Raw genomic sequence first — 12,823 nt, 5'->3', positions numbered from 1 at the left:
TAATAGCGTTTAAGTTCAGTGTTTTGTGATTTTTAATCGTTTTTCATCAAAATGTGATGCGAAATAGGAGTTGTTTTTTTAAGTAGGAGACTTCTTTACTATAACAAAAAAAGCTATCGGATTAGGATAGCTTTTTTAGTTTTGATTAGTAAGGCATTATTTTTTAATAAATCGCTTTATTGTAGTTGTTTCTTTATCTGTAATTTCCAGAATATAATTTCCTTCATTTAGAGCAGAAACATCAATGAAACTAGCAGAAAATTTACCTTTCATAATAGTTTGACCTATTAAGTTATAAATTTGGAATGTGGCATTTTCAGAAATTGAAGTTACATTTAATATTGATTTTGTTGGATTGGGATAAAGCACAATCTCATTTGTAATGATTTTATTGCTTTCAATCATTTTAGCTGCAGAACTAACAATGTTAATGGTGTAATCTTCCACTTGTCCTGAAGCAAATGTTTCGCAAGAAGTTGGGATTGCATTGTATTTCATGGAAACTCTCATTCTGGTAGCTCCAATTGTTGCTGTTGTAGGAATAGTAATTGTTGCACTAACTGGATTTGTTGTTGAAGCAGTTTTTGTCCATACTTGTTCTCCAGTATCTGCAAAATCACCATCACCATTATAATCGATCCAAACACCATATCCTTCTTTGTATTTTGTTGAGGTCCAAGATGGTGTTATTGTTATAGTGTATGCCGTTCCTTTAGTCGCATTTGTTGAAAGTGCAGTATAGTTTTCATAACCCGTTCCGCCTGTTGAAGTATTGCTGATAGTTCCAAAAACTACTTTGCCAATTTTTTCACTGGCAACACTATTTCCTTTAGAAGTACAATAAGTTGCAATAGGCGCTAATGTTGTTATGCTTGCAACGTTGCTAGAAGTCGAAATGTTTCCTGCAGCATCTGTGGCTTTTATAGAAAAAGTATAGGCAGTTGAAGCTGTTAATCCGGTTACGGCATAGGATGTAGTTGTTACCGTAGCTTTCAAAGTAGCTCCCTGGTACACATCATAAGCTGTTACAGCTGTATCGTCTGTAGAAGCAGTCCAAGATAAATTGGTTGTGGTTTGAGTTGTTCCAGCAGCCACTAATGTTGCAGGGGCTGTTGGAGCAGTGGTATCTATAACGGGATCTAAAGTTGTTAGATTTAGAATATTGCTATCAGTTGAGATATTCCCTGTAGCATCTTTAGCTTTTATAGAAAAAGTGTAGGCTGTAGAGGCTGTTAATCCAGTTACGGCATAGGAAGTAGTTGTTACCGTAGCTTTCAAAGTGGTTCCCTGATATACATCATAAGCTGTTACCGCTGTGTCATCAGTTGATGCTATCCAAGATAAATTGGTTGCAGTTTGAGTTGTTCCAGAGGCTACTAATGATGATGGAGCTGTTGGAGCTGTATTGTCTATAACAACATTTTGATTAGCAGTTACAATTTGTCCATTTCCATCATTAAAAGTCCAAATTACAACAGTTGTACCTTGCATAGTTATAGGAAATACTGTATCAGTTGTTCCAGTAATGGTTCCTGCACATACATCAGTAGTTGTAGGAGCAGTAAGAGTTACATCATTTTGGCTGATTACAGTGGCTAAAGTAGGAACTACCGGAGCAGTTGTATCTTTTATTGTTACATTCGACGTGCATGTAGCAGTTTGACCATCAGCATCCGTTACGGTAAGAGTTACGGCTTGTGGCGTGTTTAGGTGTGAACAATTGAATGTATTTGGTGAAACCGAAATAGATGTAATTGCAACATCATCAGTGGAACCATTATTCACATCAGCAGGTAAAACGGTTAATGTACCACTACTGTTTAATGATAAAGTTACGTCTTTGCAAATGGCAATTGGTGAAGATGATTTTATTTCAATTACCTTAAAATCATCAAAGGTGAATCCATCAAAGGTATCGTTATATCCATGTTTACGATTGCTCGAATCTGTTTTGAATATAAATCTGAATTTAACTAAAGCTGCTTTATTAAATAGTCCAGAGTTTTCCGATGCGCTAATAAAGAATTCTTCAAGAACCCATTTATTCATCTTATTTCCGTCAAATAATGGCTCTGCATCAGGTTGAAATGCTTTATCAGCAGTAGTTTTTGATGCAGTAGTTAGGGTGGAAGAATAGTCATTTGTGACAGCAGTAGCTCCAGGTTTTGTATATTTCCCTTTCAAAGGAATCCATGTTGTTCCATCTATAGAACCTTGAAGTTCCACATAATCAAAACTTCTTTCTATATCCCATTTAGCATTAAATTGTACTACAACTTGCTGCTTTCCTAATAAAGATATTCCTGTAGTCTGTGTTAGTGTACTATTAATATTATTTGCATAAGGAATAGCTGCACTTGCTGTAATTCCTTTTGTTCCTCCAAATCCTCCAGTTGAGGTAACAGCCCATGCTCCAGTTGTAGGACTAGCAGTCCAGCCTGTTAGGTTACTAGTGTCTGGAGTTGAAGAAAATAAAACGGTTGGAGTATAGTATTTTACCAATCTTGTTTTGTAAATTATATATTTTCCATTTGATAAAGTTACTTCAAATTCAATTTTTTCTTTATTCGTTATACCAGGGTTTAAGGTATAGTTCACATTAAGATTTCTTTGTTCTAAAATTGTCATTCCAGTTTGTACAGTTGGATTAGTAACTGAAAGTATGTTAGAAGAAATTGGTGTTACTGTTAAAGTGAAATCACCAGGAGTTTGACCTACTCTTTCTAAACCAAAATTTAAAGTACCATTTGTAGTCGTAACATCAGATTTAGTTAAGTCATGAAATTTAGCATAAACACCACTATAAAAACCTGCTATAAAATTCATTCTCATAGCTCTTTTAGAAATAGCGGTTATGTTTATAGGGTCTGGCCAAAAACCGTTGTTTAGAATTGTAGATTCATTAGCTGCTCCGTTTTCAGGAGTCCAACCTAAAGTGTTTTTTCCTGAGCCTGTCAACATCCAGTCATTTGAGTTACCGTTATTCCAATAGCTAATGTTTGGGCTAGAACCATAGGCATACCTACTGTATTGGGTCATGTCATGTGAATATTGGTAGTATTCATCTTCTCGTCCTGTTTTGTTTTCTGCACTAGCGGGATTGTTATTTGTGTAATAGTAAGCTGCTCTACCATGAAGCGCAGCATTTTTATAACTATGATGATTTACTGAAGTTTTAAAATCATGAAGTAAAAAAAAGTCTTTTACAATTGAAGTTTCTGCTTCAGAAAATCCTGCAGTACCCCTGTAAGTGTCATCGCATCCAATATTTGAAGAACCGGTATTGTCATATCCCCAATAAGTTCCCCAATTTCTATTTAAATCTACACCGTCAAGATAGGTAGTACAAGCACCAGTTTCTCTACGATTTTTACGTTGCATTCCTCCGCCAGAAGGCGATTGTGCTTCATTATAAGCTAATCCGTCTGGGTTTACTATAGGAATAAAATATAAATCGTGATTGTCTACTAGATTTTTTACATCTGGATCAGTTGCATAATTTTCTAAAAGATACCACATATAGTAGGTAAGATTCATTAAACTAACCACCTCTCTAGAATGGGTCATTCCTGTGTAAAGTGTTTCTGGTTTTGTCCCCGTAATATTTGAATTTGAAATTTTCACCACGTATATGGTTCTGTTTTCTATCGTCTTTTGATTTGAAGGAGATGCATCGGCTTTAATTGTAATTAAGTTTGGATATAAAGCATGCATTTTGTCCAATTGTGCATAGGTTTCATCGACAGTTAAACATCCTCCAAAAGAAGCACCTAATTGATAGTTAGTTGGAACTGCCCAATCAATTTCATCATTTTCAAATCGATGGGTTATATTTCCATAAGTGGTACTTTTTAGGCTACTACTTTTATTTGTCAATTTTTGATATTTTAGAGTTTTTAAGTTTGATTTAGCTTGAGGAAGGTTCTTTAAAGCTCTTTTAGAATAGTAGTTTTCTAGATCTGGTATTACAACTTTAAAAGAAGTTATTTTTTTAAGTTTGGCTTCTTCATGAGACGAAACTTCGATGAGTAGATCTCCATTAGTATCGAATTGAGAACCGCATTCTAAATCTAATCCACTTGCTCCTAATTTGTTCATTAAATCAGAAGAAGGTTTTTTGATTTTAATTTTTTTGTAGATTTCGTTTGGTTCTTTTTCTGCTTTTATAGATTTATTTCCCGATTGTGAGTGTAATACAGAGTTGAAACTAAAAGAAAATAAAAGAATGAGTAGGGTAGTTTTTTTCATGTTTGTTAGATTTGGGTTTTCAAACATAAAATATTTTTTTTGTAAAAACAAAAAAATAATCGATAAAATGTATTATTTAACCGATTAAAAGTAATCTTAGCTTGTTAAATATGTTAAATAGTTTGGATTTTAGTTAAATTAAAAAATTAAAATAATTTTAAAAAGAAAGAATAATCTTATTTTTTTAATTTCTTAATTGTGATTATTAAGCTTAGTATAAATTGTACGAAATCAGCTTGCATGGTTTGGATTGCGGTGAGATTGTCACTATTGGTCAGCTATTAAAAATAGAAGCTATTTGTTAATTAATTGAATTTTTAATTGAGTTAATCATAATTATTAGAAAGTCTCACTTTTTTTATATATTTAATAAAAAATTATAAATCAAAAAAATATGAAAATTTCTAAAACACTGTTGTTTATTTTGTTACTATTTGTTGGTTTTGGTTATGCGCAAAATAAGCTAACAGGAAAAGTGATGAATAGTAATAATAAACCCGTTGCAAATGCTAAAATATATTTGGATTCCATTTATTCAAATGTAGAAACGAATAAAAATGGAGATTTTGAGGTTCAACTTCCAGAAAAGGTTAGCGTGATTAATGTTTATTCTCATGAATATGGTTTGCTATCTTCTAAATATAGCAATGAGAGTATCATGAATTTTATGTTTCTGGAATCAGAAAAGTCCATAAAAGAACGTACAAAAAAAGGAGATAAAATTTCAATTGGTTATTCTGAAGTAGATAAAAAGTATAAGGTTAATAATTCAGAAGGCATTAGTTTGCCAAACGATAAAAATGCGATTACTTATAACACAATTTACGATATGATTAGAGGTCGTTTATCTGGAGTTACAGTTTCAAGGGACAATAAAATAACTATTAGAGGGGTTAGCTCTATTCGTAATATTTCGGAACCATTATTTGTTGTTGATGGAATGATTGTATCTAATATCGATTATATATCACCTAATAATGTGAAAAATATAAGTGTGTTAAAGGGAGCAGATGCTTCTATTTATGGATCACAGGCTTCTGCAGGAGTTATTGTAATTAAGACTAAATAGTTTTGAGAAAGTAATTAGAAGACTCTGTAATTGTATAATAAATCTGACTATCTTAATAGTTACTGAATCTTTAATATATGATGATGATTGTTTTATGAAGAAAGGAATGTAAAAACAAATAGTAAATTCTATTATTTAACCCGTTAAGTATACTTATCAAAAAGTAATTATACTTAACGGGTTATTATTTATTTGAATAATTAGCAGATTGTTAATTATCTGAATTAATTTTAGCTTTTGAGATGAGGGGCTTCAATTTTTAATAATACAATCTAAAATCGAGCAGTTTACAAAGGGCATAGTGTTTCTCATATAATTCTTCTACAATTTCAACAATATTATCTTGTTCTTCAAATAAGCTAAAAAAAACTTTGTCGAGGGAACTGCTGGTTAATTTATTAAATCCCGTTCCATAACCAGAAACAGCTCTTGCTCCAGTAATATCTAAAAAGTATTGTGCTTCTTCTTCGTCTAAGTCTAATACCTTTGCATTTGCGAAATGCAAAATTTTACCTGTCATTTTTCCTTCAAAAAGTTCGGCTATTTCTTCTAAGCTATAGTAATAGTCATTGAGGCAAATGTTGTTTCTTTCACCTGGCATGACTAAGTAGATGATTTCATAATCGGTAAAATTATGATCCTCATATAACAAGGTATTTAAACTTTCTTCTAATCCTTCAATAGTGTCGCATGTTTTATAAATGCTTGTAATACCTTGTTCAAAGGCTAATTGCTCTAAGTTTTTAACGACTTCAGTAGTGGTATGAGTTTCTACATCGGCAACGGCTTCGAGAAAGAAAATAAATTTATCGGAATCCATGAATTTAGTTTATCTAAGTAATGACTAAAATTTAATGTTGTATTTTTAATGCAGTCCTAAATTTCTTTGCCACAGATTTCACAGATTGATTCGTCATGTAATTAAATTAAATGAACGGGTCTAATTATGTTTGTGTGCTTGGATTCTGTAACTGATATCAAAATTACTGAAGAATAAAATTCGTTGTTAGCATTTAGCAATAAATAGTTATTAACCTTTTGGTAAAAACTCTCAGAGCTGGTTTTATTGCATTTTTTTTAAAATAAGAATAACTCTCAATCAAAGATGGGGCGTTGAAGCCCCATTTTTTTTGAACATAAAGGCGACTTCCAGTTTTAGAGTCTGAGGAATTGGTCAGATTTTAAACAAAAAAACACCAACCTTTCGATTGATGTTTTTTGGAATTGGTGGTAAAAGGAATCTTTCTATTCGAAACTTTCCATTAGAATTTCCAATATCTTGATGGCTGCTTCACTGATTTTTGTTCCAGGTCCAAAAACGGCAACTGCACCAGCATCAAATAAAAACTGGTAATCTTGTGCAGGAATTACTCCGCCAACCACCACCATGATATCTTCTCGACCGTATTTTTTAAGTTCATCGATTACTTGAGGGACAAGGGTTTTGTGTCCTGCCGCAAGTGAGGAAACCCCTAAAATATGAACGTCGTTTTCTATCGCTTGCTTGGCAGCCTCAGCCGGTGTTTGAAAAAGTGGGCCGATGTCAACATCAAAACCTACATCGGCGTAACCGGTAGCAACAACTTTTGCTCCACGATCATGTCCGTCTTGCCCCATTTTGGCAATCATAATTCGAGGGCGGCGTCCTTCTTTTTTAGCAAATTCATCTGCTAATTGTTTTGCTTGTTCAAAATTTTTGTCGTCTTTTATTTCTTTACTATACACACCGCTAAAGGATTTAATTTGTGCTTTGTATCTTCCAAAAACCGTTTCCAGCGCATCGCTAATCTCTCCTAATGTTGTTCTGTTTCTGGCAGCTTCAACGGCAATTTCCAATAAATTGCCTTCTCCAGTTTGAGCACAAAGAATTAATTTTTTTAGAGAGTTTTGTACTTTTTCAGTATCTCGGGTCGCTTTTATTCGGTCTAGTTGTTCCAGTTGTTGTTTGCGAACCATTTGATTATCCACATCCAAAATCTGTAAAGGATCTTCTTTTTCTAATCGGTATTGATTAACGCCAACAATAATATCCTGACCGCTGTCTATTCTCGCTTGTTTTCTGGCTGCCGCTTCCTCGATTCTAAGTTTTGGAATTCCGGATTCAATGGCTTTTGTCATTCCGCCCAGTTCTTCCACTTCTTCAATAAGCTTCCAAGCATTTTCGGCAATTTCATTCGTTAAACTTTCTACATAATAACTTCCAGCCCAAGGATCAACGGTTTTAGTGATTTTAGTTTCTTCTTGTAAAAAAATTTGCGTATTTCTGGCAATTCTTGCAGAGAAGTCTGTTGGTAAAGCTATAGCTTCATCCAAAGCATTTGTATGTAAAGATTGTGTTCCTCCAAAAGCGGCTGCCGCAGCTTCAATACAGGTTCGAGCCACATTGTTGAAAGGATCTTGCTCCGTTAAACTCCAACCCGAAGTTTGACAATGGGTTCTCAATGCTAATGATTTATCGTCTTTTGGTTCAAATTGTTTTACTAGTTTTGCCCAGATCATTCTTCCTGCACGCATTTTGGCGATTTCCATAAAATGGTTCATTCCTATCGCCCAAAAAAATGATAATCGTGGAGCGAATTCATCAATTTTCATTCCGGTTGCTAATCCGGTTCTAATGTATTCCAATCCATCGGCTAGAGTGTAAGCTAACTCAATATCAGCAGTGGCTCCCGCTTCTTGCATATGATAGCCTGAAATAGAAATCGAGTTGAATTTTGGCATTTTTTTGCTGGTGAATTCAAAGATATCAGCAATGATTTTCATCGAAGGGGCTGGTGGATAAATATACGTGTTACGAACCATAAACTCTTTCAGAATGTCATTTTGTATCGTTCCTGAAAGTAATTCGGGTTTTACGCCTTGTTCTTCGGCAGCGACAATATAGAAAGCCATAATGGGTAAAACGGCACCATTCATGGTCATGGAAACTGACATTTCGTCCAGAGGAATTTGGTCGAATAATACTTTCATATCTTCCACGGAATCAATTGCTACTCCCGCTTTCCCTACATCGCCTACAACTCGTTCGTGATCTGAATCATAACCGCGATGCGTAGGTAAATCAAAAGCGATGGAAAGTCCTTTTTGACCAGCAGCCAGGTTTCTTCTATAAAAAGCATTGCTTTCTTCGGCAGTCGAAAATCCTGCATATTGACGTACTGTCCAAGGTCGGCGAACGTACATCGTAGCATATGGTCCGCGTAAATTTGGTGCAAAACCAGCCCCGAAATCAAGATGAGTAAGATGCTCAATGTCTTGTTCTGAATAGGTTGGTTTTAGCTCAATTCCTTCGGCTGTGAGAAATGCATTAGCGCGTAAATTGTCACTTTCTACTTTTGACTTTTGGCTTTCTAATTGAATATGTTGAAGATCTTTTCTTTTCATTTTTTTGAACAATGAATTATAATATTTTGTAAATATTTTTTTAACGGAATACTAAACTCTTAGCTTTCTTTCTCTAATCTTTCTTGTTCTATTTTTTCGGCCAGTCGTTTTTCGATTATTGGCGTAATTAGTGTTTTTCTCGGTTTTACTTTTACAAAAGGAAACAGTTCTAAATCGTGTTTCATTTTATCGGCTTTGTTTGGATGTTTGTTTGTGCCAAGTAAAATTTCTTTACCATTGTCAAATAATTCTTGAGCCGTATCAGCACTTTCCTGAATTTTTCTTTTGATGATTCCGTCATTAAGTTGTTTCAGAAAACCACCATTGGACTCCATATCCTTGAATAAAGTCAACGATTTTTCGGCTAATTGATTGGTAAGACTTTCTATATAATAACTTCCGTCAGCCGGATTGTTGACTTTGTCAAAATAACTTTCGTTTTTGAGAATCAATAATTGATTTCTCGCGATTCGATCTCCAAATTCATTGTCTTTGTGATACAACGCATCATAAGGTAAATTCGCAATAGCGTCAGCTCCACCAATAATTGCCGACATACATTCAGTCGTAGTTCGCAACATATTTACGTTATAATCGTATAATGTTTTGTTGCGTTTTGTTGGAGAAACGATAATGTTGCAATCCAGTTTATGGCTGTATTCTTTGGCTATTAGATTAAAAAGTACTCGTAAAGCGCGCAATTTTGCTATTTCAAAAAAGTAATTTGTTCCAACGGCAACTTCGAAAACGATTGGTTGATTTATAGATTCAATTCGGTTGAAATATTCATTGGCATGGCCTAAACTATAGGCAATTTGTTGCACCATGTTAGCACCTGCGTTTTGATACAAAGCAGCATTGATGCTTATTAAAGATACTGATGTTGCTGCTGCCGAAAGTAAATTCAGCGTTTCAAAATCACTTTTTTCTTTGGTTACAAACCAGTTCCCGTCTTTGGCTAATTGCCCAATTGGATCCAGATTGCAGAAAATGGGAGTATTATTTTTCTTTGCAAATGCATCAATTTTTTTAACGAAATCGATTGAAATAAAACTCAAATGGAAGTAAACGGTAACTTTTTCTAAAGGTAATTTCTCCAATAGTTTTGTGATGTCAATCGATTCATTTTCTATTGTAAACCGAATACTGTCCGCACCACGTTTTAACGAATCCAACGCTCTTTCGATTGATTTTTCAAAATCATAAACAAATATGTTTTGGCAAATTTTGAATTGGGTGGCTTTTGTAGTAACCGCAAAAGCTTTCTTGAATTCATCTTTGTGGTAAAATGGTTTTACCTGAATGTCTTCGGGGGAGTTCCAAACTAAGGTTTCATTATAATCAGCTCCATTGAGTTCAAATTGGATTTTTTGTTTCCATTGTTTGGAAGAAATAGGATTGAAATCATCGAAAAGGTTTGCAGCCATTTTGTTTGTTGATTATTTTATGGTTTTGAATAATTAAAATCTTTAATTATTTGTTTTTTTTTCAATCGTGTCACCTTCGAATTCAATGATATAAATATCTTCACTATCTTTTTTCATATAGTATTTTTCGCGGGCGTATTTTTCTATTTGTTCGGAATTCTTTAATTCTTTGATGTTCTCTTGGTCTTTTTTTATTTCGTCTTGGTAATACTTTTTATTATCTTCCAGTTCTTCAATTTGCTTGTCCAGAAAACGATGGTCGAAATAGGAATAGTTATCCAGAAAAATCATCCAAGTAGCAAAAAATAACAAGACCCAAATGTACTTGTTACTCAAAAATTTAAACCAAGATTTGTCTTTATACGGATTTGTCATTTTTATTTTTTTAGCCCCGATTACAGTGAAAATCCTTTTTATTTTTTCTTTAAAAATAAAAAGATTGTAACGGAAAGCGGGAAATAGCTCCTAATAATTAATTAGATTAAAATTACAACTAAATTATAGTATTTTTTGATTTATTACCGCCCGAACTACGTCTATGGCTACGGTATTGTATTTGTCATTTGGTATAATAATGTCTGCAAATGCTTTTGTTGGTTCTATAAATTGCTCATGCATAGGCTTTAATGTCGTTTGGTATCTATTGATGACTTCGTGCATATCGCGGCCACGTTCTGCAATATCACGTCTCATACGACGGATTAATCGTTCGTCAGAATCAGCGTGAACATATATTTTTACATCAAATAAATCTCTTAATTCTGGATTTGCCAAAATTAAAATACCTTCTACAATCATCACTTTTCTAGGATGTGTAAAAACGGTATCGTCAGTTCTATTGTGCGTTACAAAGGAATAAACGGGTTGGTTTATGTTGTTTCCTTCTTTTAGTTCTTTAAGATGGGTAACCAATAATTCGAAATCAATAGCACGAGGATGATCAAAATTAATGAGTGCTCTTTCATCAAATGATAGCCCGTGGTTTTCTTTGTAATACGAGTCTTGTGAAATAATACCTACTTCTGTTTCCGGTAATTCATTCATAATCTGATGAACTACGGTTGTTTTTCCGCTTCCTGTTCCACCTGCAATTCCTATAATGAGCATAAAAGATGTATTATTTATTTATCAAAGCAAAAATAGGAATTTAATTGCGAGTGGTTTTTGTTTTTTGAGGAAATGTTGCTAATTTAATATATTTATTGGGCGTTATTAATTAGCATTTTTTTCTACCTTTAGTTTTCTAAAAATCGTAGCATTTTGTACTCACAAATTAATAGAAATATCAGTCGCTATGTGGCTTTTGAACCGAAAGAAATGGAAATTTTCAATTCTTTATTGGAATATAAAACCGTTCCTAAGAAAACGATTCTGCTTCATGAAGGTGAAATGTGCAACTTTGAAGCATTTGTAATCAAGGGTTGTGTCAGGAAATATTATATTGATGCCAATGGTTTTGAAGTTATTCTTCAATTTGCCATTGAAAATGCTTGGATAAGCGATATTTCGTTTAGTATTTATGAAGATAAACCGAGTCGTGTGTTTATCGAAACATTGGAAGATTGTGAGTTTTTTATGTTTAGTCCTGAAACAAAAGAGACTTTATTTGCCAAAGCACCCAAGTTTGAAAGAGCTTTCCGAATATTGATGCAACGCAATTTAGCAGTTACTCAAGATCGTTTATTCAATACCATTTCTAAAACGGCTACCGAGAAATATTTAGAGTTTCTCGAACATTATCCTACACTTTCACAACGTGTTGCCCAACATTACATTGCTTCCTATCTTGGCATTTCTGCCGAGTTTTTAAGCAAAGTAAGAACCAAAATTGCCAAACTCTAAATTTTCATTGTTTTTCATTTCTTGTCCTAGTTCAATGCATGCGCTTTTTTTTTGACGCAACTTTGTACCATAATATTAAAGAAAAGAACAATGGAAAATACAGATAAAATAAAAGACGGAGTTATCACTCATTCAGTTTTGCACAAAGCCAATACTCGTGGTCACGCCAATCATGGTTGGTTGGAATCCTATCACACTTTTAGCTTTGCTAATTATCACAATCCGGAGCGCACGAATTTTGGTGTTTTACGAGTTTTGAATGATGACAGAGTTAGTCAAGGAATGGGTTTTGGGAAACATCCGCATGATAATATGGAAATTATTTCTATTCCGCTCGAAGGAGATTTAGAACACCAAGACAGTATGGGAAATACTACCGTAATCAAAGAAGGTGATATTCAGGTTATGAGTGCCGGTACAGGGATTTTTCACAGCGAATACAACAAGAATAAAGACCAGTTGGTTAAATTTTTACAGATTTGGATTTATCCGAATCAAAAAAATGTAACCCCGCGTTATGATCAAGTTACGTTAGACTTGAAGGATCGTCACAATAAATTACAACAAATTTTATCCCCAAATGCAGAAGACGAAGGCGTTTGGGTTCATCAGGATGCTTGGTTTCATATCGGGAAATTCGACAAAGATTTTTTTACCTCTTATCAATTGAAAAAACCAGGAAATGGAATTTATGCTTTTGTTTTGAAAGGTGATTTCACAATAGGAAACATCGCTTTAAATGAACGTGACGGATTAGGAATTTGGGATACCGATACAATTTCAATCGCCGCAAATTCTGCCGATGCTGAAATTCTTTTGATGGAAGTACCAATGAAATTATAATCAGATAAAA

9 protein-coding genes are annotated in these 12,823 nt (G+C 33.8%); 3 read left to right on the top strand and 6 right to left on the bottom strand.

Features of this window, described 5'->3' with window-relative positions:
* Positions 1-156: 156 nt before the first annotated feature.
* Positions 157-4,248: a M14 family zinc carboxypeptidase gene (locus tag ACM55H_RS13760; protein ID WP_416837039.1), complete on the bottom strand. Its 4,092-nt coding sequence runs from the start codon at positions 4,246-4,248 to the stop codon at positions 157-159.
* Positions 4,249-4,642: 394 nt separating this feature from the next.
* Between ACM55H_RS13760 and ACM55H_RS13755 the strand changes: the two genes are divergently transcribed.
* Positions 4,643-5,317, top strand: a complete 675-nt coding sequence (locus ACM55H_RS13755; protein WP_416837038.1) for a TonB-dependent receptor plug domain-containing protein — start codon at positions 4,643-4,645, stop codon at positions 5,315-5,317.
* Between the two features lie 259 nt (positions 5,318-5,576).
* Here ACM55H_RS13755 and ACM55H_RS13750 read toward each other — a convergent pair whose 3' ends face one another.
* The 5 genes from ACM55H_RS13750 to udk form a co-directional block, all read right to left on the bottom strand.
* Positions 5,577-6,137 carry a DUF6642 family protein gene (locus ACM55H_RS13750; protein ID WP_416837036.1) on the bottom strand — a complete coding sequence of 187 codons (561 nt, stop codon included), beginning with the start codon at positions 6,135-6,137 and terminating at the stop codon, positions 5,577-5,579.
* Positions 6,138-6,562: 425 nt separating this feature from the next.
* Positions 6,563-8,701: a methylmalonyl-CoA mutase gene (gene scpA, locus ACM55H_RS13745; RefSeq protein WP_416837035.1), complete on the bottom strand. Its 2,139-nt coding sequence runs from the start codon at positions 8,699-8,701 to the stop codon at positions 6,563-6,565.
* Between the two features lie 59 nt (positions 8,702-8,760).
* A complete protein-coding gene (locus ACM55H_RS13740) occupies positions 8,761-10,128 on the bottom strand; it encodes a methylmalonyl-CoA mutase subunit beta (RefSeq protein ID WP_416837034.1) in 1,368 nt (455 codons plus the stop codon).
* Positions 10,129-10,170: 42 nt separating this feature from the next.
* Entirely contained in the window at positions 10,171-10,503 is a 333-nt protein-coding gene (locus tag ACM55H_RS13735; RefSeq protein WP_197056083.1) for an FtsB family cell division protein, read from the bottom strand.
* A gap of 123 nt (positions 10,504-10,626) precedes the next feature.
* Positions 10,627-11,235 carry a uridine kinase gene (gene udk, locus ACM55H_RS13730; RefSeq protein ID WP_416837033.1) on the bottom strand — a complete coding sequence of 203 codons (609 nt, stop codon included), beginning with the start codon at positions 11,233-11,235 and terminating at the stop codon, positions 10,627-10,629.
* A gap of 153 nt (positions 11,236-11,388) precedes the next feature.
* On the opposite strand from udk, the gene ACM55H_RS13725 reads away from it, so the two are divergent.
* Complete coding sequence (locus ACM55H_RS13725; RefSeq protein ID WP_039110040.1) at positions 11,389-11,970, top strand: Crp/Fnr family transcriptional regulator; 582 nt, start codon at positions 11,389-11,391, stop codon at positions 11,968-11,970.
* Positions 11,971-12,060: 90 nt separating this feature from the next.
* Positions 12,061-12,813, top strand: coding sequence for a pirin family protein (locus ACM55H_RS13720; RefSeq protein WP_416837032.1), 753 nt, complete (start codon positions 12,061-12,063; stop codon positions 12,811-12,813).
* Positions 12,814-12,823: the final 10 nt, after the last annotated feature.

This window comes from Flavobacterium cryoconiti, from assembly GCF_048158645.1.
In the GTDB taxonomy this organism is placed as follows: Bacteria; Bacteroidota; Bacteroidia; order Flavobacteriales; family Flavobacteriaceae; genus Flavobacterium; species Flavobacterium cryoconiti.
This window is presented reverse-complemented; position numbering and strand designations above follow the sequence as displayed.